The sequence below is a fragment of the Pseudomonas sp. ES4 genome (genome assembly GCF_050586665.1).
Taxonomy (GTDB): domain Bacteria; phylum Pseudomonadota; class Gammaproteobacteria; order Pseudomonadales; family Pseudomonadaceae; genus Aquipseudomonas; species Aquipseudomonas frederiksbergensis.
The window spans coordinates 157,416-183,164 of sequence record NZ_JBOBDO010000008.1; the positions used below are offsets into that span (position 1 = coordinate 157,416).

The following is a 25,749-nucleotide window of genomic DNA, read 5'->3' on the forward strand; positions in this document are numbered from 1 at the left end:
AGGATCAACCTTTTCGGCGGGTCCGGCGCTAGAATAGCGGGACCGTTGACGACAAAGGGACAAGGTTATCATGCGCACACTAAATCGCCTGTTGCTGGCTGGCTTGTTTGTAACCGTTCCGTTGGCCGTCATGGCGGCGGACGATGCACCGACACCAGAGCCGGAAGTCACTATCCGCACGGAAGGGGATAAAACCATCCAGGAGTACCGTCAAAACGGTTTCCTGTATGCAATCAAGGTCACCCCGAAGGGCGCACCACCGTATTTCCTGGTGCGCGCGGACGGGACCGATGCAAATTTCATCCGCTCGGATCAGCCGGATATGCTGATTCCGTCGTGGAAGATCTTTGAGTGGAAGTAGTTTCTTAATTTCAATCGGCGCTGGCTCAAGCAGCGGCGCCCGTACTGGCAGTTCAAACATGTCTGTGTTCACCCCGCTGGCTCGGCCCGAGCTGGAAACCTTTCTCGCCCCTTACGGGCTCGGCCGCCTGCTTGATTTCCAGGGGATTGCCGCCGGTAGCGAAAACACCAATTTCTTCATCAGCCTGGAGCAGGGCGAATTTGTCCTGACCCTGGTTGAGCGCGGTCCGGTTCAGGAGATGCCGTTCTTCATTGAACTGCTCGACGTGCTGCATGACGCCGACCTGCCCGTGCCTTATGCCTTGCGCACCACCGATGGCGTCGCCTTGCGCGAACTGGCCGGCAAACCTGCGCTGTTGCAGCCACGTCTGGCCGGCAAGCACATCAAGGAAGCCAATGCGCAGCATTGCGCTCAAGTGGGCGAGTTGCTCGGCCATCTGCATCTGGCGACCCAGGCCAACATGATCAAGCGCAAGACCGATCGCGGCCTGGACTGGATGCTGGAAGAGGGCACGCAGTTGCTGTCGCACCTCAATGCCGAGCAAAGCGATTTGCTGCAACGGGCGCTGGACGAAATTACACAACAGAAGACGAAAATTCTGGCGCTGCCGCGAGCCAATATCCACGCCGACCTGTTCCGCGATAACGCGATGTTCGAAGGCACGCACCTGACCGGGTTGATCGACTTCTATAACGCGTGTTCGGGGCCAATGCTCTACGACGTGGCGATCGCCTTGAACGACTGGTGTTCGGACGAGAGCGGGTTGATCGACGGGCCGCGGGCTAGGGCGTTGCTTGGCGCTTATGCAGCGCTGCGACCGTTCACGGCGGCCGAGGCGGAATTGTGGCCGACCATGCTCCGAGTGGCGTGTGTGCGGTTCTGGTTGTCGCGGTTGATCGCCGCCGAGTCGTTTGCCGGGCAGGACGTGTTGATTCACGATCCGATGGAATTTCAGCAGCGTCTGGCGCAGCGGCAGAAGGTCAGCACGCCGCTGCCGTTCGCGCTTTAAATTGTGGTGAGGGGGCTTGCTCCCGCTGGGCCGCGAAGCGGCCCCACTCTCTACCTAAAAAGAAGGGGACTGCTGCGCAGTCCAGCGGGAGCAAGCTCCTTCGCCACAGGATATGGGGGGCGGTTACAACGACTCCAGACACCCCGCCAAATCATTCCCCAATTTCTCCAGCACCTGCTCATACCCCTGGGCGGTCGCTGGCGTGTATCCGCCCAGCGCGTCCAGTTCCGCCAGCTTCACCGGCAGACCCGCCACCAGGGTTTCCGCCAGGCGCGGGCGCAGAGGCGGTTCGCTGAACACGCAGGTTTTGCCGACTTCCTGTAATCGAGTGCGCATCGCCGCGACGTGCTGGGCACCGGGCTGGACCTCGGCGGCGACGCTGAATACGCCGGCATGCTTGAGGCCGTAGGCGTCTTCAAAGTAGTCGAAGGCCTCGTGGAATACGAAGTACGGTTTGCCCGCGATGCCGGCCAGGCGCGCCTTCAAGCGAAGATCCATGGCGTCCAGGCGCTCATCGAACGCCTTGAGGTTGCTCTGATAACGCGCGGCATTGGCCGGATCGGCTGCACTCAAATCAGCGGCCATTTTTGTGGCAATGACACGGGCGTTGACCGGCGAAAGCCACAAGTGCGCGTCCAGGCTGCCGGGGCGGTGATCGTGATCATGCTCGTCGGCTTCATCGGCGTGTGAGTGGCTTTCTTCGGCGAAATGTCGCAGTTTCAGGCCCGGCAGATCCTGCACGGCGACGCTGGGTAGCGTACGACCATTCAGCACGCGGGGCAGGAAACCTTCCATGCTCGGACCGATCCAGTAAACCAGATCCACCGATTGCACCTTCCGTACGTCGGATGGGCGCAAGGCATAGTTATGAGGCGAGGCACCGGGCGGCAGCAAGACTTCCGGAATCGCCACGCCGTCCTGCACCGCCGCGGCGATCAGCTGTAGAGGCTTGATACTGGTGAGAACTTTGACTTCGGCATGAGCTGAACCGATCAGCAGAAAACTGGCGACAAATGCGACAAAGATAGAAAAAAGTCGGGACACGATGACCACTCGAAGAGGCGAGAACGGGTAACATAATAACGTCTCTCACAAAACTCGTCGCCGCTCATGCCTAAAACACCGATTGCCAGCCGTCCCCACGACCACTCTCATTGCGTCCATAGCGCATTGTCTGAGGCCGATGTCCTGTGCGCACGTCAAGGCCTGCGCCTGACCGCCTTGCGCCGACGGGTGCTGGAACTGGTCTGGCAAAGCCACAAACCGTTGGGTGCCTACGACATTCTCGCCGTACTCAGCGAGCAGGATGGCCGCCGTGCGGCGCCGCCCACTGTGTACCGTGCGCTGGACTTCCTGCTGGAAAACGGCCTGGTACACCGCATCTCCTCGCTGAACGCCTTTGTCGGCTGCAATCACCCGGGACACGCTCACCAAGGCCAGTTCCTGATTTGCCGCGAATGCCACGCCGCCATCGAGCTCGAACAGAAATCCATCAGCGACGCGATCATCAGTAGCGCCAAGGATGTCGGATTTGTCGTTGAAGGCCAGACTGTTGAAGTGGTCGGCCTCTGTTCGGGTTGCCAGGGGGTTTGATGAGCAACGCGCTGATCCGCCTCGAGCAGGTTGCCGTCACCTTTGCCGGGCAAAACGTGCTGGATAACATCGAGCTGAGCGTCGAGCCCGGGCAGATCGTCACCCTGATCGGCCCTAACGGCGCCGGCAAGACCACGCTGGTTCGCGCTGTACTTGGTCTGTTGAAACCGGACAGTGGCAGCGTGTGGCGCAAGCCGAAACTGCGGGTCGGCTACATGCCGCAAAAACTTCACGTCGATCCGACGCTGCCGCTGTCGGTGCTGCGCTTCTTGCGTCTGGTGCCGGGCGTGGACCGCGCCATGGCCTTGTCGGCACTCAAGGAAGTCGGCGCCGAACAGGTGATCGACAGCCCGGTGCAAAGTGTTTCCGGAGGCGAAATGCAGCGGGTGCTGCTGGCCCGGGCATTGCTGCGCGAGCCGGAACTGCTGGTGCTCGACGAACCTGTGCAAGGCGTCGATGTGGCCGGACAGGCCGAGCTCTACAGCCTGATCACGCGATTGCGCGACCGTCACGGCTGCGGCGTGTTGATGGTGTCTCACGATCTGCACCTGGTAATGAGTACCACCGACCAGGTGGTCTGCCTCAACCGTCACGTCTGCTGCTCCGGTCATCCCGAGCAAGTCAGCAGTGATCCGGCTTTCGTCGAGCTGTTCGGAAAGAACGCACAAAGCCTGGCGATTTATCACCACCATCACGACCACGCCCATGACTTGCATGGCTCGGTGGTCAGCGCCGTCCCATCGGCCTCTACCCACGTTCACGGAGATAGCTGCAAGCATGGCTGATTTTCTGCTCTACGCCCTGCTTGCAGGCCTGGCCCTGGCGTTGGTCGCGGGCCCGCTGGGTTCGTTCGTGGTCTGGCGGCGCATGGCCTATTTCGGCGACACCCTTTCCCATGCCGCGCTGCTCGGCGTGGCGCTGGGGTTTCTGCTGGATGTCAGCCCGACCGTGGCGGTCACCGTAGGCTGTTTGCTGCTGGCGGTGTTGCTGGTGACCTTGCAACAGCGCCAACCGCTGGCGTCTGACACGCTTTTGGGAATTCTCGCACCGAGCACGCTCTCTTTGGGCCTGGTCGTACTAAGCTTCATGCACGAAGTGCGGATCGACCTGATGGCTTATCTGTTCGGCGACTTGCTGGCGATCAGCCCGACCGATCTGGCCTGGATACTCGGCGGCAGCACGGCCGTCCTGGCGTTGCTGGTGACGTTGTGGCGGCCATTGCTGGCCATCACGGTGCATGAAGAGCTGGCCAGGGTTGAAGGCCTGCCGGTGGCGGCGTTGCGCTTGACCCTGATGTTGCTGATCGCCGTGGTGATCGCGGTGGCGATGAAAATCGTCGGGGTGTTGTTGATTACGTCATTGCTGATCATCCCGGCGGCTGCGGCACAACGTCACGCCCGGTCACCGGAGCAGATGGCGCTGGGCGCGAGCCTGCTGGGTATGCTCGCGGTCTGTGGCGGGCTGGCATTGTCATGGTTCAAGGACACCCCGGCGGGCCCATCGATTGTTGTGACGGCCGCCGCACTGTTTCTGCTGAGTTTTGTCCTGCCCCGTCGAGGGGTGTAGACTTGCTCGTTTTTTGCGCAAATAGAGAGTCGCAGGAATGAAGCTGTTCCCCTCCCGTTATCTGCTCCTTGTCGCATTTTCATTGCTACTGGGCGCTTGTCAAAGCACGCCACCGGCGGCCCCCGAGGCTAGCGGTGCACGGGCCACGGCCATCGCACAGCTGCAACAAAGCCTGGCCAGCAGCGAACTGGCGACTGCCGAAGATCAACTGGCGGCCTTGCAGGCCGAGTCGCCCAATGATCCATCCCTTGAGCAATACCAGCGGCAACTGGCCGAAGCCTATCTGCACCGCAGTCGGATCGTGCTGCAAAAAGGTGATGTGAATGCCGCTGCCACGGCGTTGAGCCGTGCTCGGGCGTTGATGCCCAAGGCTCCGGCGCTGACCGGTGGGGTCAACAATGCCATTGTTGATGCCCGCAAAGCTGAACTCGATAGAGCCGAAGCTGCGCTCATGGCTGCCGAAGCCAAGCCACAGGCCAAGGTTATTGATCCGACGGCTGAAAGCACCACGGTAGCGTTGAACCTGACGGATATGACCAAGCTTCGTCGCCAACTGGATGCGATCGCCGCCGATGTGGTGAATTACCAGTGCGATGTGAGCATTCAGGCGCCACGCACCCAGGACTTCCCTTGGTTGACCACGTTGCTGACCAAGCGCGTGAAGAAGCTCGATTCGGATTTTGATCTGAATCTGGAGAAGCAGATTTTGCGCAATGTGCCGGCGCAGATGGTTTTGAGTCCGCGTAAACCCTAAAAGCATCGCGGGCAAGCCCGCTCCCACAATGGATCGGCGGTGATCACAAGTCTGTGATCAACCACATACCCTGTGGGAGCGGGCTTGCCCGCGATGGCGTCCTGACTACCGATACAAAACCTTAAGCCGGAATCGCCTTGGCTTTCGGCTCCCTGTCCCACACCCGATGCTGCCCGATCGCGGCAAAAAACGGTTTGATCAACTTCGCATCCGTGCCCACGATCAACCCCGCATCAGCCTCGAGCTTCAACACATCCAGCAACTGTTTGGCCTCGCCCTGCAGCGCAATCGCTTTCAAGTGCTTGTACGCCTCCAGCACGTAATGCAGCGCCACGCCGTCAGTGCTCAACGCCTTGATCGACGCCGCGCCACCGGGCACAAACACCGCATCAAACGCCACCGACGGCAAGCCTTCCATCGACGCATCGACCGGCAATGCCTTGCCATCGGCGGTGGTCACAGGCGCAGACGTCGGGCCGAGCAGTTTGGCGTGCGCACCTTCGGCCTTCAGCGCTTTCTTCATTGCGTCAATCGCCGCACCATCGACGCCATTGGCTGCCAGGATGGCCACTTTGCGGGTTTTGATATCCGCCGGCAGCAAGTTGGCCTGACTCAGCGCTGGCGAGCGATCCAGTGAGGTTTTGCGTACTTCGACCGTCCCGGCTTTGGGCGCGGGCAACCCCAGGTTCTGCGCCACGCGCTTGGCCAGTTCCAGATCAATGTTGGCCAGAATCTCATTCACCTGGCGCGCGCGGATAAACTCCCTCTCGACCTTGCCCAGCTCGAAGCTGTACGCAGAGATGATGTGCTCTTGCTCGTGCTTGCTCATGCTGTGGAAAAACAGCCGCGCCTGGGAGAAGTGGTCGCTGAACGATTCGCTGCGCTGACGGATCTTGTTGGCGTCAATGCGCTCTGGATAACTTTCGAAACCGCCATCTTGTGCTGCCGGCGGCGTTTCTTTCGGCCAGCCGCTATCAATGGAGTTCGGCTCGTAAGACGCGCGGCCCTTGTCGATGGTGGAGCGATGCAACGCGTCCCGTTGACCATTGTGGAACGGTGCCACCGGACGGTTGATCGGGATCTCGTGAAAGTTCGGTCCACCGAGTCGGCTGATTTGCGTATCGGTGTAGGAAAATAGCCGACCTTGCAGCAATGGATCGTTGGAAAAGTCGATTCCCGGCACGATATGTCCAGGGCAGAAGGCGACCTGTTCGGTTTCGGCGAAAAAGTTGTCGGGGTTACGGTTGAGGGTCATTTTGCCCAGTGGGGTGATCGGCACCAGTTCTTCCGGGATCAGCTTGGTCGGGTCGAGGATGTCGAAGTCGAATGTATGTTCGTTCTCCTCCTCGATGATCTGTACGCCCAGTTCCCATTGCGGGTAGTCGCCCATCTCGATCGACTCCCAGAGATCGCGGCGGTGGTAATCGGTGTCTTTACCGGCGAGTTTCTGCGCTTCATCCCACACCAGCGAACAGGTCCCGGCAGTGGGGCGCCAGTGGAATTTGACGAAGCGCGATTTACCTTCGGCATTGATGAGGCGGAAGGTGTGCACGCCGAACCCTTGCATGCTGCGCAGGCTTTTCGGGATCGCCCGGTCGGACATGGTCCAGATCACCATGTGCGCCGACTCCGGCACCAGAGAGACAAAATCCCAAAAGGTATCGTGAGCCGAGCCACCGGTAGGGATCTCATTGTGCGGCTCGGGTTTTACCGCATGCACGAAGTCCGGAAACTTGATCGCATCCTGAATGAAAAACACCGGCATGTTGTTGCCCACCAGGTCGAAGTTGCCTTCGTCGGTGAAAAACTTCACCGCGAAACCTCGTACGTCCCGCACGGTATCGCCCGACCCACGAGGGCCCTGCACCGTGGAGAAACGGACGAAGACCGGGGTTTTTTGGCTTGGGTCTTGTAGGAACCCGGCCTTGGTCAGCACGGAATGGGTTTCATAGCTCTGGAAGTAACCGTGAGCACCGGTGCCGCGGGCATGGACGATGCGCTCGGGAATGCGCTCATGGTCAAAATGCGTGATCTTTTCACGCATGATGAAGTCTTCCAGCAATGATGGCCCGCGGGCGCCGGCCTTCAACGTGTTCTGGTTGTCCGAGATTTTCACGCCCTGGTTGGTGCGCAGGGCCTGATCAGTGGCGTCGGAACGAAATTGCTCCAGGCTGTCGAGCTTGGCATTGGTGTTCCCGCGGTCCGGGGTATCGGTCCCGGCCAGTGCGCTTTTGGTTGCGGCAGGTTTTTTAATACTCATCAGACAAAACTCCTCGTTGCGATTCCCGCCGTAGCCAGGATTCTTGAGCAATACCCCAGGCACGGACCGGGGGCGTTTTCGAGTTGCCTAATTAGTGACTGATGACGTTTTGCGCCGTTCCTTTTTTCTAACCTTTGATCGCGTTATTGCCAAATGGAAGGTTGAATACGGAATAAATGCTAATAACCTCTATACGGACAGGCTAAAATGCGCGCCCGGCTAACCGCTGATCCTTTTCCAACGCGCCCCACAAGGTTCGCTACGTGATCGAGTTTCAAAACGTCCACAAAACCTACCGCGTCGCCGGTAAGGATATTCCCGCCCTGCATCCGACCAGTCTGACGATTGAGAACGGTCAGGTCTTTGGCCTGATCGGCCATTCCGGCGCGGGAAAAAGTACCCTGCTGCGTCTGATCAATCGCCTGGAAGAGTCCAGTGGCGGCAAGATATTGGTCGACGGCGAAGAAGTCACCGCGCTCGATGCCAACAGCCTGCGGCGCTTTCGTCAGCAGGTCGGGATGATCTTCCAGCACTTCAACTTGCTGGCGTCCAAGACCGTGTCCGACAACGTCGCGCTGCCGCTGACCCTGGCCGGCGAAATGTCCCGCAGCGAGATCGACCAGCGTGTGGCCGAATTGCTGAAACGAGTCGGCCTGTCCGACCACGCCAGGAAGTACCCGGCGCAGTTGTCCGGCGGCCAGAAGCAACGCGTCGGCATTGCCCGCGCCCTGGCGACCAAGCCGAAAATCCTGCTGTGCGACGAAGCCACCAGCGCACTGGACCCGCAGACCACGGCGTCGGTCCTGCAATTGCTGGCCGAGATCAATCGCGAGCTGAAGCTGACCATCGTGTTGATCACCCACGAGATGGACGTGATTCGCCGCGTCTGCGACCAGGTTGCGGTGATGGACGCTGGCGTGATCGTCGAGCAAGGTTCGGTGGCTGAGGTGTTCCTGCATCCGAAGCACCCGACCACCAAGCGCTTCGTGCAAGAAGACGAGCAGATCGACGAAAGCGAACAGCGCGACGACTTTGCTCATGTTCCAGGGCGTATCGTGCGTCTGACCTTCCAGGGCGAATCGACCTACGCACCATTGCTAGGCACTGTCGCTCGCGAAACGGGTGTGGACTACAGCATCCTGGCCGGTCGTATCGACCGCATCAAAGACGTGCCCTACGGGCAGTTGACCCTGGCTGTTACCGGTGGCGACATGGAAGCGGCGTTCGCCCACTTCACTGCAGCTGACGTCCACATGGAGGTGCTGCGCTGATGGAAGTCCTGACAAGTTTCTTCGTCAATATCGACTGGTACGAAATCTGGCTGGCCACCGGCGATACCTTTCTGATGCTCTTCGGTTCGCTGTTGTTTACCGTTTTGCTCGGCCTGCCCCTGGGCGTGCTGTTGTTCCTCTGCAGCCCGCGTCAGTTGCTGGAAGCCAGGGGCGTCTACGCGATGCTGTCGCTGGTGGTGAACATCCTGCGTTCGCTGCCGTTCATCATTCTGCTGATCGTGATGATTCCGTTCACGGTGTTGATCACCGGTACGTCCCTCGGTGTCGCTGGTGCGATCCCGCCGCTGGTAGTGGGCGCTACGCCATTCTTCGCGCGGCTGGTGGAAACCGCCCTGCGTGAAGTGGATCGCGGCATCATCGAGGCGACCCAGGCCATGGGCGCGACGACCCGGCAGATCATCACCAATGCCTTGCTGCCGGAAGCCCGCCCAGGCATCTTCGCGGCGATTACGGTGACAGCCATTACACTGGTGTCCTACACGGCGATGGCGGGTGTCGTCGGCGCGGGTGGTTTGGGCGACCTGGCGATCCGTTTCGGTTACCAGCGTTTCCAGCCTGATGTGATGGTCGTGACGGTGATGTTGCTGCTGGTGATCGTTCAGGTGCTGCAAACCGTTGGCGACAAGTTGGTTGTACATTTTTCCAGGAAATAAACAGTTCTCGTAAATGACAATTGAGCCGGCCATTCGCTGGCAGGCGCCGAATTCAGGCGCCTCAAAAGGAGTTAGCTGAATGAAAAAACTACTCGTCGCGTTCGCTGCCGTTGCAGCCTTTTCCGCTCACGCTGCCGATACCCTGACTGTCGCGGCGACCCCGGTCCCGCACGCAGAAATCCTCGAATTCGTTAAACCGGCCCTGGCCAAGGAAGGCGTGGACCTGAAGGTCAAAGTCTTCACCGACTACATCCAGCCGAATGTGCAGGTGGCGGAAAAACGTCTGGACGCCAACTTCTTCCAGCACCAGCCGTACCTCGATGAATTCAACAAGGCCAAGGGCACCAATCTGGTGGCCGTTGCTGGCGTGCACCTGGAACCGCTGGGCGCTTACTCCAGCAAGCACAAAGCGCTGACCGAGCTGCCAGGCGGCGCCAACGTGGTGATCCCGAACGACGCCACCAACGGCGGCCGTGCGCTGTTGCTGCTGGCGAAGGCTGGCCTGATCAAGTTGAAAGATTCGAACAACATCCTCGCGACCGTCAAGGACATCACCGAGAACACCAAGGACCTGAAATTCCGTGAACTGGAAGCCGCGACCATCCCGCGCGTGCTGACCCAGGTCGACCTGGCCCTGATCAACACCAACTACGCGCTGGAAGCCAAGCTTGATCCGTCCAAGGACGCGCTGGTCATCGAAGGCAGCGACTCGCCTTACGTGAACATCCTCGTTGCTCGTCCGGACGACAAGGACAGCGCCGCTATGCAGAAACTGGTTGCTGCCTTGCACAGCCCGGAAGTGAAAGCCTTCATCCTCGAGAAGTACAAAGGCGCGGTAGTGCCGGCGTTCTGAATTAACCCGCTACAACCGATCGTTCCCACGCTCTGCGTGGGAATGCAGCCAGGGACGCTCTGCGTCCCAAGAGCGGACGCAGAGCGTCCGGTGAGGCATTCCCACGCGGAGCGTGGGAACGATCAGATACAAAAAACCGCAGCCATGGGCTGCGGTTTTTTTTGGCTTGTCGATTTATTTTCGGTTAAGCATCACCGGCAACTGCTCTACCAGTTTCACGTTGTTCAACGGCGCCCGAATGAACCCACGCTGCGTCCCGTCCGGCCCGATCACCGCCAGGTTGCCGCTGTGGTCGACGGTGTAGTTCGGCTTGCTGGTATCCGCCGGAATGAACGGAATGCTCACCGCGTTGGCCAGTTTCTGGATGTCTTCCACCGACGAAGCCGTCAGCCCCTGGAACTGTGGATCGAAGTAGCCGAGGTACTGCTTGAGCTGCTGGGGCGTGTCGCGATTGGGGTCGACGCTGACCAGAATGATCTGCAACTTGGCCACAGCCTCTGGCGGCAGCTCGCTTTTGATCTGACGTAGCTGGGCGAGGGTGGTCGGGCAGATGTCGGGGCAGAAGGTGTAGCCGAAGAACAGCAGCGACCATTTGTCTTTCAGCTCGTTGACCGCCACTGGCTTGCCGTTTTGATCGGTCATGGTGACGGTCGGCAGGTTGCGGCTTTGCGGTAGCAGAATGATCCCGGCATCGATCAGGGCCGTCGGATCGCCCTCGCCTTTGCCGGACAGCACTTTGTTGATGGTCAGGCCCAGGACCAGCGCGATCAGGGCGACGAGGATGAAGACGGTTTTCTGGGTTCGAGTCATAGGTTCAACAGTAAGTAGTGGTCTACGAGCAGGGCGATAAACAGCAGGAACAAGTAGTAAATAGAGTACTTGAAGGTGTTGATCGCCGCGTGCGGCCGAGTGCCACGGTACAGCACCACGGCCCATTGCAGAAACCTCGCGCCCAGTCCCAGCGCGCAAACCAGGTAGAGCACACCACTCATGTGGATCACGTACGGCATCAAGCTCACTGCCAACAGCGCGAAGGTATAAAGCAGGATGTGAACCTTGGTGTAGTGCTCGCCGTGGGTCACCGGCAGCATCGGGATGTCGGCCTTGGCGTATTCCTCTTTGCGGTGAATGGCCAGGGCCCAGAAGTGCGGCGGGGTCCAGGCGAAGATGATCAGCACCAACAGCAACGGTTCGGCGCTGACATGCCCAGTGGCGGCGGTCCAGCCGAGCAGGGGCGGGGCGGCGCCGGCCAGGCCTCCGATGACGATGTTTTGCGGCGTCGCGCGTTTCAGGAAACCGGTGTAGACCACCGCATAGCCGAGCAGCGAGGCCAGGGTCAGCCAGGCCGTCAGCGGATTGGTGAAGATCAGCAGTACGGCTTGCCCAAGCACCGCCAATACCAAGGCAAATGTCAGCGCGGCCGCCGGCGACACCCGGCCCTCGGCTAAGGGACGTTTGTGTGTGCGGGCCATGACCGCATCGATGCGCCGGTCCACCACATGGTTGACCGCCGCTGCACCACCGGCACACAGCGCGATCCCCAGATTGCCGAACACCAGCACCGTCCACGGCACCCCGGCGCGAGTCGCGAGGAACATGCCGACCAGCGAGGTGATGAGCATCAGCACCACCACTTTCGGCTTGGTCAGCTCCAGATAGTCACGCCAGATCGCCTGACTGTGACGTGCGCCGATCAGAGTCGCCATGGCATCTCTCCTTTTATTGTTATGGGCCCGGCTGAGTGTTTGCGCGGGCTGAACCGCCAGCGCGCAGGGGGTTGCTGCTTGACCCGAACCAGACTGGTTCGCGCGTGATAATTGACCAGCACCATCGTCAGCAACAGTGCCGCGCCGCCCGCGTTGTGCGCGACGGCCACTGGCAGCGGCAGGTGAAACAGCACGTTGCTGATGCCAAGGGTGATTTGTGCAGCGAGGGCAATCAGCACCAACCTGGCCAACCGCGTCATGCCGACGACTTTCAGTTGCCAGGCCAACCCCAGCAACACCAGGGTTACCAGCAATGCACCGATGCGGTGAGTCAGATGAATCGCCGTACGCGCATCGCTGTCCAGTTGCCCTCCGAGGTAATTGGGACCGATGTGTTGACTCAGATGAAAGCCGTTGGCGAAGTCTGCGGGCGGCAGCCATTGCCCATGACAGGTCGGGAAGTCGATACAGGCCACCGCCGCGTAGTTGGAACTGACCCAGCCACCCAAGGCAATTTGCAGGATCACCAGCAGCAACCCGGCAGTCGCCCAGTACTGCAAACGTCGGGGCACGGTCAGCGCTGGCAGTACGCCGGACAGGCGCAACGTCAGCAAAAACAACAGGCTCAACGTCGCAAAGCCGCCGAGCAAATGCCCGGTGACCACTTGCGGCCAGAGCTTGAGCGTCACCGTCCACATGCCGAATGCCGCTTGGGCAATCACCACCGCCAGCAAAAACAACGGCAACTTCACCGGCTGCCCGGGGTGACGACGATGAACCCAGGCGCGACCCGCCAGCACCGAGATCAGCAGCCCCAACGTGCCGGCGAAGTAGCGGTGAACCATCTCGTTCCAGCCCTTATGGGCTTCCACGGGAGCGTCGGGAAAATGCAGTTCGGCATGGGCCAATTGAACTTCGCTTTGCGGCACGCTGATAAAGCCATAGCAACCCGGCCAGTCCGGGCAGCCGAGGCCTGCGTGGGTCAGGCGGGTGTAGGCCCCGAGCAACACCACAATCAGTGCCAGCAAGGTGGCAAACAGCGCGAGGCGAAATCCAGGTTTGGCCATGACGATGCCCTTATCCGATGTTCGACAGTTTCAGCAAATGGCGCAGGTCGTTGAGCAGATCCTTGCCTTTCACCGTCGGGTCGTAGCGCAGCACCAGATTGCCGTGAGGGTCGATGATCCACAGCTGCGGCACAGCCTTGTCGCCAGCAGTTTTGTGGAACTCGGTCAGGCTCAGTGGATAGCGCTGCAATTGAGGATACTCGCGCGTCAGCTTGGCGTCGTACTCACTGCTCAGCGGTTGCGCCATGGCCAAGGCATGACTGGCGCGCCCGGCATCACGGCCGAGGCCGATCTGGATCTGCCGCGCTAGGTACACCAGTTGCTGGCAGTCCACCGAGCAATCCTTGGGCGCGGTCACCAAAATCTGCCAACGATCCTCCTGCGCCTGCACGCCGAGGTCGGCGCGGGTCTGGCCGTTGCCGATCAGTTCGCCGTGATAGCTGCGACCTTCCGGCACCCAGAACTGCAATTTGTACATGCCGGTGGCGAGGATCATCGGACCGATCACCCCAAGCAGGATCAGCAGCAACTGCAATCGCCCCTTGCGCCGACTCACCGGCGATTTCGCTTCAGACATGCTGGGTGGATTCATGGCCGCTCCCATGGTGTTTCTCCTTTGCGTTGTGCCAGCCGAGATAGAGATAGAGGCCGAACAGGGCGATCGACATGGCGCACCACTGCACGGCATAAGCCAGGTGTTTTTCCGGTCCCATGGCGACTACCGGCCAGTCAGCCTGGTAAGTCGCGGGAGCGCTTTCTGCGCGTAATTCGTAGGCAAAACCTTCACGATTCAGCGCCGTCCAGAGCCTGGCCGGTTCGACTGCGGTGATCAGTTGTGGCCAGGTCGTGGTGTTCGGGTCGGCGTGCAACTGGAAGGTAGCGCCGGGGGAGACGTAGACCCAGGCAACGAGACTCAAGGCCTGAGTCGGCGTGGTGAATTGCGGTGGGATGCGGCGATCCGGCCACGGCAGCCAGCCGCGATTGATCAGCAGCCAAAGCCCGGTCGCCTGATCCTGAAACGGTTGCAGCAGTTCGACGCCAACCTTGCCGTCGCGCTGACGGTTATCCAGCAACAGGCTGTGGGCGGCATCGAACTGGCCGTGCAGGTGAACCCGGCGGAAGGCCGGATCTGCGGCGTGTTGCAGTTCGGTACTGGCCATCGGTTCGGCGGCGCGGCGCTCGGCGTAGCTTTGCAGCAGCGCACTTTTCTCTGCGCCCCGGCTCAATTGCCAGAACCCGAGTGACACCAGCATGGGCAACAACACCGCGACCACCAGGGTCGGCACGATGCCCGGCCGGAAACGCTTCATGGCGTCGCCAGAAAGTCGGTAGTCGCGATAGCTATACTCAAGTGCATCGCCTTTCCCCCGGAGTTTCACCATGCTCAAAGCAGCCATCGTCCTGATGCTGATTGCCACGGTTGTCAGCCTGTTCAGCGGCCTGTTTTTTCTGGTCAAGGACGACAGCAGCTCGAACCGCCTCGTCATTGCCTTGAGTGTTCGTGTTGCGCTGGCCGCCATTACCGTCGGCTTGATTGCCTGGGGTTTTTTCAGCGGCCAACTGGTGTCGCACGTACCTTGGTAAGCCTCAGAGCACGTAGACGAAAACGAAAAGACCGATCCACACCACGTCCACGAAGTGCCAGTACCAACTCGCCGCTTCAAACGCGAACTGATGGTCGGCATCGAAGTGCCCGCGCATGACCCGCATCAACATCACGAACAGGATGATGGTGCCGATGGTCACGTGGGCGCCGTGGAAACCGGTGAGCATGAAGAAGGTCGCGCCGTAGATGCCCGAACCGAGCGTCAAGCCCAGTTCGTGGTAGGCGTGTATGTATTCTTCGGCCTGAAAACCAAGGAACGCGCAGCCCAGTAGCACGGTGAGCGCCAGCCAGATTTTCAGCGCGCCGCGATGGCCCTTTTTCAAGGCGTGGTGAGCGATGGTCACGGTGACGCTGGAACTCACCAGCAAGACGGTGTTGAGCAACGGCAGGCCCCAGGGACTGATGACGTCCTTGGGCGGCGGAAACAGTTTCGAATCAGGGTTGTTCAGCAACGGCCAGACGAACTCGAAATTAGGCCAGAGCATATGAGCGAGGCCTTTGGCCCCTTCACCCCCGAGCGCCGGGCCGGAAATGGCTCTGACATAAAACAGCGCGCCGAAGAACGCGATGAAGAACATCACCTCCGAGAAGATGAACCAGCTCATGCCCCAGCGGAACGAGCGATCCATCTGTGCGCTGTACAAGCCCTGGCGGCTTTCCTTGATGACCGTGCCAAACCAGCCGAACAGCATGTACGCCAGCAGCAGGCCACCGACGAAAAAGATCAGCGGGCCGTGGGACTCCGGCCGCGCCGCCTTCAGGTCGTTGAACCAGGTGGCCAGGCCGAACACGGTGACGAACATACCGATCGTGGCAATGATCGGCCATTTGCTCTGTGCCGGAACGTAATAATGCTCATGAGTTGCCATTTATTGTTCTCCTTATCGGGCACGCTTTAACGCCTAGCCACCAGTGTTTGCAGCAACAGCTGCGGGCGGATGACGTGCGGTGATATCGAACAGCGTGTAGGAAAGCGTCAGGTGCTTCACATCCTTGGGCATGTCACGGTCAACGATGAAACGTACCGGCATCTCGATCCGTTGACCGGGCTGCAGCACTTGCTGGGTAAAGCAGAAACATTCGGTCTTGTGGAAATACGCCGCCGCGGCGCTGGGCGCGATGCTCGGAACCGCCTGGGCGCTCATCGGCTGATCTGTAGGGTTGTGGGCGATGAAGATCATCTCGTTCACCGCTCCCGGATTCGCCGTCAGCTCATCGCTCTTGGGGTAGAAATCCCACGACATGTCGGCGGAATTGGTCGACAGAAACTGCACGCGAACCTGCCGCGAGGTGTCGACCGTTTGCTCGCCCTCATACTGCCCGCCGGTCTTGCCGTTGATGCCGAACGCCTTGCACATCACGTCGTAGATCGGCACCAGGGCAAACCCGAAGACAAACATCGCCACCACCACCAGCAACAGGCGCGTGACCAGTTTCTTCAAAGAAATAGAGTCAGCCATCGCTTCTAACCTCCGCAGAGAACCCTATGGGAGCTGCCCTTTGTGGCGAGGGAGCTTGCTCCCGCTCGGCTGCGAAGCAGACGCAAACCTTTTGGGGCCGCTTCGCGACGCAGCGGGAGCAAGCTCCCTCGCCACACAGGCTCGCCCCCACAAAGGTCGCAGTGTTCATTTCACTTCCGGCGGCGTGGTGAAGGTGTGATACGGCGCCGGCGACGGAATGCTCCACTCCAGGCCTTCTGCTCCATCCCACGGCTTGGCCGGTGCCGGCTCGCCACCACGGATGGTCTTGATCACGATGAACAGGAAGAAGATCTGCGTGGCGCCGAACATGAATGCGCCGATCGACGAGACCATGTTGAAGTCGGCGAACTGCAGGTTGTAGTCGGGAATCCGCCGTGGCATGCCCGCCAGCCCTACAAAGTGCATCGGGAAGAACGCCAGGTTCATGCCGATGAACGAGAGCCAGAAGTGCAGCTTGCCGAGGGTTTCGTCGTACATGTGGCCGGTCCATTTCGGCAGCCAGTAGTAGGCCGAGGCGAAGATCCCGAAGATCGCCCCCGGTACCAGTACGTAATGGAAGTGCGCGACCACAAAGTAGGTGTCCTGGTACTGGAAGTCCGCCGGGGCGATGGCCAGCATCAACCCGGAGAACCCGCCGATGGAAAACAGGATCACGAACGCCACCGCAAACAGCATCGGTGTCTCGAAGGTCAGCGAGCCTTGCCACATGGTGCTGGCCCAGTTGAACACCTTCACGCCGGTCGGCACCGCGATCAGCAATGTGGCGTACATGAAGAACAACTCGCCCACCAGCGGAATGCCGACCACGAACATGTGGTGCGCCCAGACGATGAACGACAGGAACGCGATACTCGCCGTCGCATAGACCATCGAGGTGTAGCCGAACAGCGGCTTGCGCGAGAAGGCCGGAATGATCGAGCTGACGGCACCGAAGGCCGGCAGGATCATGATGTACACCTCGGGGTGACCGAAGAACCAGAACACGTGCTGGAACAACACCGGGTCACCACCACCGGCGGCACTGAAGAAACTGGTGCCGAAGTGGATGTCCATCAGCATCATCGTCACGCAGCCGGCGAGTACCGGCATCACCGCGATCAGCAGGAACGCGGTAATCAGCCAGGTCCAGACGAACAGCGGCATTTTCATCAACGTCATGCCGGGGGCGCGCAGGTTGAGGATGGTGGCGATCACGTTGATCGCGCCCATGATCGAACTGATCCCCATCAAGTGGATGGCGAAGATGAAGAAGGTCACGCTTTCCGGTGCGTAGGTCGTCGACAGTGGGGCGTAGAACGTCCAGCCGAAGTTCGGTCCGCCGCCGGGGGTGAACAGGGTCGATACCAGCAGGATGAACGCCGCCGGCAATAGCCAGAAGCTGAAGTTGTTCATCCGTGGCAGTGCCATGTCCGGCGCGCCGATCATCAACGGGATCATCCAGTTGGCGAGACCGACGAAAGCCGGCATCACCGCGCCGAAGACCATCACCAGGCCGTGCATGGTGGTCATCTGGTTGAAGAATTCCGGCTGGACGATTTGCAGTCCCGGCTGGAACAACTCGGCACGAATCACCATCGCGAACGAGCCGCCGAGCAAGAACATGGAGAACGCGAACCACAGGTACAGCGTGCCGATATCCTTGTGGTTGGTCGTCAGCACCCAGCGCATCAGGCCTTTGGCTGGGCCGTGGGCGTGGGCGGTGCCGGTATGAACATGGTCGTCGACGACAGCAGTCATGTCCTGTCTCCTGCAAACAGATGGGCTGGGCAGGCCGGGGCGCGATGCCCCGACGGGTTGCTTACGTGCGCAATAGACTGGGTCATTTGCTTTCCGCCTGTTTCAGCTCCAGCACTTCTTTAGGGGTGACCATGTCGCCTTTATTGTTGCCCCAGGCGTTACGTTCGTAGGTCACGACCGCTGCGATATCGACTTCCGAGAGCTGCTTGCCGAACGCCGCCATGGAGGTTCCGGGCTTGCCGTGGAAGACAATGCCCAAGTGATCCTTGATCGGTCCGGTAGCGATTTTCGAGCCCTTGAGCGCCGGGAACATCGGCGGCAGGCCCTGACCTTCGGCCTGGTGACAGGCGACGCAGGTGGTGTGATAGACCTTGTCGCCGCGCTCCTTGAGCTCCTCGAGGGTCCATTCCTTGCTGGTCAGCTCTTTGAGTTGGAGGGCTTCAGCCTTGCGTTCGGCCAGCCATTTTTCGTAATCGGCCTTTTCCTTGACCTCGACCACGATCGGCATGAAACCGTGGTCCTTGCCGCACAATTCGGCGCATTGACCGCGGTAGAGGCCGGGTTTGTCGACACGGGTCCAGGCTTCGTTGACGAACCCCGGAATCGCATCGCGCTTGACTGCAAAGGCCGGCACCCACCAGGAGTGGATAACGTCGGCGGAAGTCACCAGGAAGCGCACCTTGGCGCCGATCGGCAGCACCAAAGGCTTGTCGACCTCCAGCAAGTAGTGCTCGCTCTTGGCTTCCTTGTTGTTGATCTGATCGGCAGGCGTGGTCAGGTTGCTGAAGAACTCGACATCCTGGCCCAGGTATTTGTAGTGCCACTTCCACTGATAGCCGGTGACCTGGATATCGATATCCGGCTCACTGGCGTCGTACATCTTGATCAGGGTTGCGGTCGCGGGAACCGCCATGGCCACCAGGATCAGGAAGGGCACGATGGTCCAGAGGATTTCGACGGTGGTGCTTTCATGAAATTTTGCGGCCACCTGCCCGGTCGAGCGGCGGTGGAGAATCATCGACCAGAACATGGCGCCGAAGACGATGACGCCGATCACTACACAGATCCAGAAAATGGTCATGTGCAGGTCAAATACTGCGTGACTGATTTCAGTCGCTCCAGGCGCCATATTCACAGTCCAGGCCGCTTGCGCCTGACTGAAAATCGACCACAACAGGAGGCCCATCCAGACATGTGGATGTCGCATCATTGCGGGTTCCCCTTATAGTTCTTTTTATCCCGCCGGCTTTCACCTGCGGCAAGGGAGCGGCTTTTTCAGACTACGAACTTGAATCGCCGAGCCTTGCTGCGTGTGCAGTCGGGCGTCATCAGCTAACTCCATTCCCACCCGAGTATAGACAGCGACTGCCACCTCGCAACGTGATGGCGTAAATCATCTGAAACAGCTGGGACTTGCGTTCCAGGGCACGAATGGAGAAGGATGCAGACGAGTGGTGGCAAATCGATATAACTTTGATGTCTCAAGGATGAAATAATTATGACAAATGCGTCTTAGCATTTTTCGTATGCCAGCTAAGTTATGTCTTCCCTATTTCATTGCCTTTGTTTCCTGGAGTTTTCATGAACACCGCCGCATTGCGCGAGCAGATCCAAAAAGCCCAACAACACGAAGCCGAAACCGGCCTGCTGACTCGTCAGCTGGAAACCCAATTGCCACACCTTCACTCCGCCATCCAATTGCCGGATGTCGACGCCAACGGCGTGATGACGCGTTTTGTGGCCGCGTATATAGAGCAAGTGCCGGACCTGCTGGACGCAGCCAATGAAGTCGCCAGGGAAGCGGGTATCGAATCACAGATCAAACCGGTGCTGAAAATCGCCGAGCAGTTCTTCCTTCAGCCGCCAGCGATCATGGCCGGTCATGTGGGTCTGGACAGCCTGCTGGACGAAGCCTATCTGGCGCACCGCCTGGTCGAAGAGGTCAATGACCTGTACATCAAGCATTTTGGCCAGCCACTGATCCCCTTGGACATGACGGTTGCCAACCTGATTGCCCACCAACTGATCGGCGAAGAGTTCGCCAATCAACTGGATGAGGCGGTGCATCACGCCGTGGACGAGATGCTCAATGAAGACAGTTTCGCGCTGGAGTCCGTCGAGGCCTACCGCGAGAAACTTAACAGCCCCGACACCGGCGCTGCATGGAAGCGCTGGCCGTGCCTGTCGCGCCAGTTGGGCGTCGGCCTGGAGCTGGATCAGCCAGCGGCTTGATTCGTTGCCCATAAAAAATCGCAGCCTGTTGGCTGCGATTTTTTTTAAGCGGCTGCGGAGCCGACGCCCGTCGTGGTCCGCAATCGCCCTTCCAGCCTGCGCTTCAACCCCCGCGCTTCAATCAACAGTTTTGACCCCTTGGCCGCATTGGCCCGACTCCATTCCTCCAGCAACTCCAGGCACGAGTGATCGATGTAGCTCAGGTTATTGAGCGGCACATGCACCGTCGCGCCAGCCGGAATGGTTCCCAGCACCTGGGTCAGCGCCGGCACTTTGAGAAAGGTCGCTGCACCGATCAACCGCAATTCCATTTCGCCGTCCTTGGGCAGGTCGATCAGGCTGATTTTCAACCGCGAAGCCTTCCAGGCCAGTTTGGCCAGGGTCAGGCCGAAGCCGATCAGCACGCCAGTCAGCAGGTCGGTGAAGATGATCGCCAGGGCTGTTGCCGCGTAGGTGAACATCGGCATCCGGCCATAACGGCCCAGACCGCGGAAGGCCTTGAGGTCGACCAGTTTGAAACCGGTGTAAACCAGAACGCCCGCCAGGCTCGCCACCGGAATGCTTTGCAGCACGCTAGACAACAGCAACACGAAAGCCAGCAGCCACAAGCCATGGAAGATCGCCGACAGTCGCGTGGTGGCCCCTGCCTGGACGTTGGCCGAACTGCGTACGATCACGCCGGTCATTGGCAGCGCGCCGAGCAGGCCGCAAAGCATGTTGCCTACGCCTTGAGCCGACAATTCCCGGTCGAAGTCTGAGCGCTGGCCGCTGTGCATGCGGTCCACCGCGGCGGCTGAAAGCAGGGTTTCGGCGCTGGCGATAAACGCCACGGCAAATGCGGCGATCAGCAAGGTCGGGTCAGCCAGATTGAGCAAGTCGGCAGGCTTCAGCCAGTCGATGGCTTCTGCGAGGTTGGCCGGGACTTCCACGCGTTTGACCTGCAAGGCGAGCATCAGGCTGGCGACCGTCGCCAGGCCTACACCCAGCAGTGCGCCGGGAATGAAGCGCAGGGAATGGGGACGGAATTTCTCCCACAGCCACATCACCGCAATCGTCGACAGTCCGAGCAACCCGGCTTGCCAACCGAAGGAGGGCAAGGCCTGCACGACGGCAGCGGGGAAGGCTGCCAGGTTGTCCAGCCCCGAAGGCTTGGGCACGGCGTCGAGCATCACATGCACCTGTGACAACACGATCAGTACACCAATCCCGGCGAGCATGCCGTAGACCACTGCTGGCGCCGTCACCCGGAACCAGCAGCCCAATTTAAAGCGCCCGGCCAGCAACTGCAGAAAACCCGCCAGTAACAGGATCGGCCCGAGCATGGCGATACCATGCTGGCGCACCAGTTCGAACACCAGAACCGCCAAGCCGGCCGCCGGGCCGCTGACTTGCAGTGGCGAACCGGCAAGCCAGCCCACCACCAGGCCACCGATGATGCCGGTGATCAAGCCTTTGGATGGCGGCAGCCCCGAGGCGATGGCGATGCCCATGCACAAGGGCAGGGCGACGAGAAACACAACCACGGACGCTAGCAGCTCCCGTGGCAGAACAGCTTTAAGTTGAGCAGCACGCATGGTGACTCTCCCGAAGTTTTCTTCAGGCATGGCGAAGCCAGGCTGCCTGATCGGCAGCCTCGGCTAAACCACACAATGATTTAGGAAGATTTAGAAGCGCGCTTTAGGCGTCGCCACCGGAATCGGATGGCTGCCATCGAGCGGCAGGAAACAACCCTTGTCCGCGTCGTAAGCTCTGATTTCGCTGGTTTCGATGTTGTAGATCCAGCCATGGATAAACAACTGACCATTGGCCATGCGCGAGGCTACCGACGGGTGCGTGCGCAAATGCTGCAGCTGGGCGATCACATTCTCCTCGGTGAGGACGTGCATGCTTTCGTTTTCGTCAGCGCAATGGCAGTTTTCCTGGACCATGGTTTTTGCCACTTCGGCATGACGCAACCAGGCTTTGACCGTCGGCATTTTTTCCAGGCTTTGCGGGTTGAGCACTGCGCGCATCGCGCCACAGTCGGAGTGCCCGCAAATGATGATGTGCTGCACGCCGAGGGCCAGGACGGCGTATTCGATTGCCGTGGATACACCGCCATTCATTTGCCCATAAGGCGGCACAACGTTGCCGACGTTACGGGTGACGAACAGATCGCCGGGGGCGCTTTGGGTGATCAGCTCGGGAACGATGCGCGAATCGGCGCAGGCGATGAACATCGCTCTGGGGCTCTGGGCCGTGGCGAGTTTTTTGAAGAGTTCTTCCTGCTGTGGAAAAACTTCGTGATGAAAATGCAAAAAGCCGTCAACGATATGCTGCAGCGCTGCATCGGCGGTTTCCGCCTCCGGTTGGGCTGAAGCCGACGCAGCCAACGGCTGTTTATCCTTGTCACTCATGATTCATCCTCTTTGGCGGAGTCAGGGAATTTTCCCGTTTTGTCCGGTGTGAAGCCAGTGGCTGTTTAAAAAACATCCAGGTCGAGAGCCTCGACCCATCAGTCACTCGATGAACAAGGTAGCGGTCGAAACTTAACTCAAACTGAATAAAACGCTCTAGAACGTGTGTTACAGCTCACAAAAAACGTGACTGGCGTAGTGGCAAAGTGCATTTCACCCTACTCAACCATAGGCCAATTGTCCTCAAATCAACGACATCTGGCGACCGGGCGGACAGAAGGCTTCGCAGTCCAGATTAAAACCTTCCCGACGATTGAGTCCCAGGCGTTTGATGGTTTTGGCAAAGCGCTGCGCCAGCAGATCGGCAAACGGCCCTTCGCCACGCATCCGGGCACCGAAGCGACTGTCGTAGAGCTCGCCGCCACGGCTTTGGCGAATCAGGCTCAACACATGCGCGGCACGCTGAGGATAGTGGGCCGCCAGCCATTCTTCGAACAGCGGTGCAACCTCCAGCGGCAAGCGCAGCATCATGTAGGCCGCACTTTGCGCCCCGGCGGCATGAGCTTCGGTGAGCAGGCTTTCGAGTTCACTGTCGTTGATCATCGGAATCATCGGCGAGCACAGAACGCCCACCTGAATTCCCGCTTCACGCATCACGCGGATCGCCCGCAACCGAGCCTTGGGTGCCGCGGCGCGCGGTTCGAGGATACGTTTGAGCTCATCGTCCAGGGTAGTGAGGCTGATCATCACTGCTACCAGCCTCTGCTCGGCGAGTTCGGCCAGCAGGTCCAGATCCCGAAGAATCAGCGAGCCCTTGGTGATGATGGTCACGGGATGGCGATAGCGCAGCAGCACTTCGAGGGTTTTTCGGGTGATTTTGTGTTCGCGTTCGATCGGTTGATAAGGATCCGTATTGGAGCCCAGATTGATCGGCGCACATTGATAGCCGCGCTTGGACAGTTGTTCTTCCAGTACATCGGCGGCGTTGGTCTTGGCGATCAGTTTGGTTTCGAAATCCAGCCCTGGCGACATGTCCCAATAAGCGTGGCTGGGCCGTGCGTAGCAATAGATGCAACCGTGCTCGCAGCCGCGATAGGGATTGATCGAGCGATCGAAGGGCAAGTCCGGCGAGTTGTTGCGCGTGATGATGGTTTTCGCCGTTTCGATGCGCACCTCGGTGCCCTGGGTGATCGGCGCTTCCTGATACCAGCCGTCATCCTCGGCCACCGAGCGATTCGGCGCGAAACGGTTGTGCGGGTTGGTGGCGGTGCCGCGGCCGCGAGGTGGCACGGGAGTAGACATCGACAAGGGTCCTTTGGCTGTATGTTCATACAGTATAGGGGCTCGGCAGATTCGGCCAGTGCCGTTCGGCGCCTGGTTCTTTGTATTAAACGTTCGTCACTATGAGATACATATAACGACTGGAATAATTTTAAGAGCTATTAGTAATATCACCTCGCACGAAGTTGTCGTGACCAACTATTAAATGGAATTAATCAATGTCGAATTACAATCAGCGCGGTATTTTTTTGCAACTGATGCGAGCCTCTACTGTTAGTCCAAAAGAAGTTCGGGTTTCCATGCAGTTTGCACTAAAGGAAGAGGGTTACGATCCGGAAAACCGTGCTGTCACTTACGCTCTGCTGGACTCGAGCACCCGCGAGGCCGTATCGAACGACGGCGGCGTGACTTTCACCATGGGTACCGCCCCTGCTGATGTGGACGGCGATGGTGACATCGACGCACAAGACAAGGCTGTTCTGCTGGCCTTGGCGAGTGCCTATTCGAAGATCGTCAAACCTTAATCGCGATTGAGGTTGTAACTGAAATCTAAAAAAAGCGGTATGGAATTTCCCATACCGCTTTTTTATTTAATGAGTCGTCGTTTCGCCCTTGTCATCACTTGAAGTTGTTCTCAAATAGTCTTCCCTTACCGCCATTACATCACTGGCTTTAACAGGGCCCCCTTTGTTTCCCCAACTAGTGGCAATGAAACTCACCACATCCGCTACTTCCTGATCCGACAAGCGCCAGGCGAAACCGGGCATGGTAAAGGTCGAAGGTGCCGTGTGAGTCGCCGGCAGCGTGCCGCCCTTGAGTACGATGTGAATCAGCGACGTCGGATCCTGCGACTGCAACACCGGGTTGCCTGCCAGCGCCGGGAACACTTTAGTGTAGCCATGGCCATCGGTACGGTGACAGGCCGCGCAGTTGTCGATGTACACCGAAGCGCCGGGCTTGCTGTCGTCCCCGTTCCACAGCGCCTGTGCCACCTGTTTGTCGTACTGGTGCGGCTGATCATTGGGATCATTCGCCGGCAGGGACTTGAGGTAACGGGCAATCGCGGTCAGATCGTTGTCGGTCATGTACTGCATGCTGTGTGTCACCACATCACTCATGCCGCCAAACACGGCGCTGCGATCACTGCGGCCGGTCTTGAGGAACTGCACCAATTGTTCTTCGCTCCAGCTGCCGAGGCCGTCTTTGTGATCACCGCGCAGACTTTTCGCGATCCAGCCTTCCAATGGCGCACTGCCTGACAGAAATGCGCTGCCTTCGCCTGCATTCAGGGATTTTTCCTGCATGGTCAGGGCACGCGGCGTATGGCACGCGCCGCAATGTCCGAGACCTTCCACCAGATACGCCCCACGACTGACCACGGCATCTTCGCCGGGTGGCGCTTTGTAGTCCGCCACAGCCGGGGCGAACATCCAGCGCCAACCCGCAAGCGGCCAGCGCATGCCCAAAGGCCAGGGAATGTCGCTGGCCTTGTTCGCCTGAGCGACAGGCGCCACGCCATGCATGAAGTAGGCGTACAAGGCGTTCATGTCGGTTTCGGTGACGCTGGCGTAGGACGGATACGGCATCGCCGGGTACAACGTACTACCGTTTTTGGCGACGCCATGGCGCACGGCCTTGTCGAAATCCTCAAGGCTGTAGTCACCCAGGCCGGTTTTGTCCGGCGTGATATTGGTGGAGTAGATTGTCCCGATCGGCGTTTCCATCGGCAAACCACCGGCGAACGGCTTGCCGTCCTTGGCGGTATGGCAGGCCACGCAGTCACCTGCGCGGGCGAGATACTCGCCTTGTTTGATCAGGTTTTGATCGATTTCTGCGGCGTTGAGGAAGCCACAACCGAACAGTGCCAGGGTCGCGATAACAAATGCTTTCATGGTCATCGCT

Annotated in this window: 27 protein-coding genes; 12 read left to right on the forward strand and 15 right to left on the reverse strand. The window is 59.5% G+C overall.

Going from position 1 to position 25,749, the window contains the following annotated elements; all coding sequences use genetic code 11:
- Positions 1-70 precede the first annotated feature (70 nt).
- Entirely contained in the window at positions 71-361 is a 291-nt protein-coding gene (locus ACQ4OB_RS12105) for a DUF2782 domain-containing protein (protein ID WP_074872303.1), read from the forward strand.
- Between the two features lie 58 nt (positions 362-419).
- Positions 420-1,370 carry a homoserine kinase gene (locus ACQ4OB_RS12110; protein WP_046044879.1) on the forward strand — a complete coding sequence of 317 codons (951 nt, stop codon included), beginning with the start codon at positions 420-422 and terminating at the stop codon, positions 1,368-1,370.
- 123 nt (positions 1,371-1,493) lie between these two features.
- Here the strand turns inward: ACQ4OB_RS12110 and ACQ4OB_RS12115 are convergent, their stop codons facing one another.
- A complete protein-coding gene (locus ACQ4OB_RS12115; RefSeq protein WP_430955744.1) occupies positions 1,494-2,414 on the reverse strand; it encodes a zinc ABC transporter substrate-binding protein in 921 nt (306 codons plus the stop codon).
- Positions 2,415-2,480: 66 nt separating this feature from the next.
- Between ACQ4OB_RS12115 and zur the strand changes: the two genes are divergently transcribed.
- The 4 genes from zur to ACQ4OB_RS12135 are packed head-to-tail and all read left to right on the forward strand — an operon-like array spanning position 2,481 to position 5,283.
- On the forward strand, positions 2,481-2,963 hold the full coding sequence (gene zur / locus ACQ4OB_RS12120; protein ID WP_074872304.1) for a zinc uptake transcriptional repressor Zur: 483 nt from the start codon (positions 2,481-2,483) through the stop codon (positions 2,961-2,963).
- Positions 2,963-3,748: a zinc ABC transporter ATP-binding protein ZnuC gene (znuC, locus tag ACQ4OB_RS12125; RefSeq protein ID WP_430955745.1), complete on the forward strand. Its 786-nt coding sequence runs from the start codon at positions 2,963-2,965 to the stop codon at positions 3,746-3,748. Before zur ends, znuC begins: the two co-directional genes overlap by 1 nt.
- Positions 3,741-4,529 carry a zinc ABC transporter permease subunit ZnuB gene (gene znuB, locus ACQ4OB_RS12130; protein ID WP_074872307.1) on the forward strand — a complete coding sequence of 263 codons (789 nt, stop codon included), beginning with the start codon at positions 3,741-3,743 and terminating at the stop codon, positions 4,527-4,529. The genes znuC and znuB overlap by 8 nt, the downstream gene beginning before the upstream one ends.
- A 37-nt stretch (positions 4,530-4,566) precedes the next feature.
- The gene (locus ACQ4OB_RS12135) at positions 4,567-5,283 is read left to right on the forward strand and encodes a PA5502 family lipoprotein (protein WP_076029139.1); all 717 of its coding nucleotides are present in this window, start codon (positions 4,567-4,569) and stop codon (positions 5,281-5,283) included.
- 121 nt (positions 5,284-5,404) lie between these two features.
- On the opposite strand, the gene katE is transcribed toward ACQ4OB_RS12135, so the two are convergent.
- Positions 5,405-7,543: a catalase HPII gene (katE, locus tag ACQ4OB_RS12140; protein WP_430955746.1), complete on the reverse strand. Its 2,139-nt coding sequence runs from the start codon at positions 7,541-7,543 to the stop codon at positions 5,405-5,407.
- A gap of 263 nt (positions 7,544-7,806) precedes the next feature.
- On the opposite strand from katE, the gene ACQ4OB_RS12145 reads away from it, so the two are divergent.
- The 3 genes from ACQ4OB_RS12145 to ACQ4OB_RS12155 all read left to right on the forward strand — a co-directional run bounded on the left by ACQ4OB_RS12145 (position 7,807) and on the right by ACQ4OB_RS12155 (position 10,341).
- The gene (locus ACQ4OB_RS12145) at positions 7,807-8,814 is read left to right on the forward strand and encodes a methionine ABC transporter ATP-binding protein (RefSeq protein ID WP_430955747.1); all 1,008 of its coding nucleotides are present in this window, start codon (positions 7,807-7,809) and stop codon (positions 8,812-8,814) included.
- Entirely contained in the window at positions 8,814-9,488 is a 675-nt protein-coding gene (locus ACQ4OB_RS12150; RefSeq protein WP_074872313.1) for a methionine ABC transporter permease, read from the forward strand. The genes ACQ4OB_RS12145 and ACQ4OB_RS12150 overlap by 1 nt, the downstream gene beginning before the upstream one ends.
- Positions 9,489-9,567: 79 nt before the next feature.
- On the forward strand, positions 9,568-10,341 hold the full coding sequence (locus ACQ4OB_RS12155) for a MetQ/NlpA family ABC transporter substrate-binding protein (protein WP_102615799.1): 774 nt from the start codon (positions 9,568-9,570) through the stop codon (positions 10,339-10,341).
- 174 nt (positions 10,342-10,515) lie between these two features.
- On the opposite strand, the gene ACQ4OB_RS12160 is transcribed toward ACQ4OB_RS12155, so the two are convergent.
- From ACQ4OB_RS12160 to ACQ4OB_RS12180, 5 genes are read right to left on the reverse strand one after another with little or no spacing between them, the layout of a single operon-like run.
- On the reverse strand, positions 10,516-11,151 hold the full coding sequence (locus ACQ4OB_RS12160; RefSeq protein ID WP_074872317.1) for an SCO family protein: 636 nt from the start codon (positions 11,149-11,151) through the stop codon (positions 10,516-10,518).
- A complete protein-coding gene (gene cyoE / locus ACQ4OB_RS12165) occupies positions 11,148-12,047 on the reverse strand; it encodes a heme o synthase (protein WP_430955748.1) in 900 nt (299 codons plus the stop codon). The genes ACQ4OB_RS12160 and cyoE overlap by 4 nt, the downstream gene beginning before the upstream one ends.
- Positions 12,035-13,114: a COX15/CtaA family protein gene (locus ACQ4OB_RS12170; protein WP_430955749.1), complete on the reverse strand. Its 1,080-nt coding sequence runs from the start codon at positions 13,112-13,114 to the stop codon at positions 12,035-12,037. Before ACQ4OB_RS12170 ends, cyoE begins: the two co-directional genes overlap by 13 nt.
- A gap of 10 nt (positions 13,115-13,124) precedes the next feature.
- Entirely contained in the window at positions 13,125-13,718 is a 594-nt protein-coding gene (locus ACQ4OB_RS12175) for a hypothetical protein (RefSeq protein ID WP_430955750.1), read from the reverse strand.
- Complete coding sequence (locus ACQ4OB_RS12180; RefSeq protein ID WP_430955751.1) at positions 13,684-14,424, reverse strand: SURF1 family protein; 741 nt, start codon at positions 14,422-14,424, stop codon at positions 13,684-13,686. The genes ACQ4OB_RS12175 and ACQ4OB_RS12180 overlap by 35 nt, the downstream gene beginning before the upstream one ends.
- A 70-nt stretch (positions 14,425-14,494) precedes the next feature.
- Here ACQ4OB_RS12180 and ACQ4OB_RS12185 point away from each other — a divergent pair, with 70 nt between their 5' ends.
- Positions 14,495-14,698, forward strand: coding sequence for a twin transmembrane helix small protein (locus tag ACQ4OB_RS12185; protein WP_008152470.1), 204 nt, complete (start codon positions 14,495-14,497; stop codon positions 14,696-14,698).
- Positions 14,699-14,701: 3 nt separating this feature from the next.
- Here the strand turns inward: ACQ4OB_RS12185 and ACQ4OB_RS12190 are convergent, their stop codons facing one another.
- From ACQ4OB_RS12190 to coxB, 4 genes are all read right to left on the reverse strand, one after another.
- Positions 14,702-15,589 carry a cytochrome c oxidase subunit 3 gene (locus ACQ4OB_RS12190; RefSeq protein ID WP_074872326.1) on the reverse strand — a complete coding sequence of 296 codons (888 nt, stop codon included), beginning with the start codon at positions 15,587-15,589 and terminating at the stop codon, positions 14,702-14,704.
- Between the two features lie 33 nt (positions 15,590-15,622).
- Positions 15,623-16,180: a cytochrome c oxidase assembly protein gene (locus ACQ4OB_RS12195; RefSeq protein ID WP_074872327.1), complete on the reverse strand. Its 558-nt coding sequence runs from the start codon at positions 16,178-16,180 to the stop codon at positions 15,623-15,625.
- A 165-nt stretch (positions 16,181-16,345) separates the two neighbouring features.
- Positions 16,346-17,938 carry a cytochrome c oxidase subunit I gene (ctaD, locus tag ACQ4OB_RS12200; protein ID WP_074872329.1) on the reverse strand — a complete coding sequence of 531 codons (1,593 nt, stop codon included), beginning with the start codon at positions 17,936-17,938 and terminating at the stop codon, positions 16,346-16,348.
- A gap of 82 nt (positions 17,939-18,020) precedes the next feature.
- Complete coding sequence (coxB, locus tag ACQ4OB_RS12205; protein ID WP_074872331.1) at positions 18,021-19,148, reverse strand: cytochrome c oxidase subunit II; 1,128 nt, start codon at positions 19,146-19,148, stop codon at positions 18,021-18,023.
- A 371-nt stretch (positions 19,149-19,519) separates the two neighbouring features.
- On the opposite strand from coxB, the gene ACQ4OB_RS12210 reads away from it, so the two are divergent.
- Complete coding sequence (locus tag ACQ4OB_RS12210) at positions 19,520-20,170, forward strand: hypothetical protein (protein WP_008152480.1); 651 nt, start codon at positions 19,520-19,522, stop codon at positions 20,168-20,170.
- Positions 20,171-20,214: 44 nt separating this feature from the next.
- Here ACQ4OB_RS12210 and ACQ4OB_RS12215 read toward each other — a convergent pair whose 3' ends face one another.
- From ACQ4OB_RS12215 to ACQ4OB_RS12225, 3 genes are all read right to left on the reverse strand, one after another.
- Complete coding sequence (locus tag ACQ4OB_RS12215) at positions 20,215-21,744, reverse strand: SulP family inorganic anion transporter (protein WP_074872333.1); 1,530 nt, start codon at positions 21,742-21,744, stop codon at positions 20,215-20,217.
- Between the two features lie 90 nt (positions 21,745-21,834).
- Entirely contained in the window at positions 21,835-22,566 is a 732-nt protein-coding gene (locus ACQ4OB_RS12220) for a carbonic anhydrase (protein WP_033059830.1), read from the reverse strand.
- Between the two features lie 243 nt (positions 22,567-22,809).
- The gene (locus ACQ4OB_RS12225) at positions 22,810-23,868 is read right to left on the reverse strand and encodes a PA0069 family radical SAM protein (RefSeq protein ID WP_074872335.1); all 1,059 of its coding nucleotides are present in this window, start codon (positions 23,866-23,868) and stop codon (positions 22,810-22,812) included.
- A gap of 197 nt (positions 23,869-24,065) precedes the next feature.
- Between ACQ4OB_RS12225 and ACQ4OB_RS12230 the strand changes: the two genes are divergently transcribed.
- Positions 24,066-24,371, forward strand: coding sequence for a hypothetical protein (locus tag ACQ4OB_RS12230; protein WP_074872337.1), 306 nt, complete (start codon positions 24,066-24,068; stop codon positions 24,369-24,371).
- Positions 24,372-24,437: 66 nt separating this feature from the next.
- Here ACQ4OB_RS12230 and ACQ4OB_RS12235 read toward each other — a convergent pair whose 3' ends face one another.
- Positions 24,438-25,739, reverse strand: coding sequence for a c-type cytochrome (locus tag ACQ4OB_RS12235; protein ID WP_430955752.1), 1,302 nt, complete (start codon positions 25,737-25,739; stop codon positions 24,438-24,440).
- Positions 25,740-25,749 lie beyond the last annotated feature (10 nt).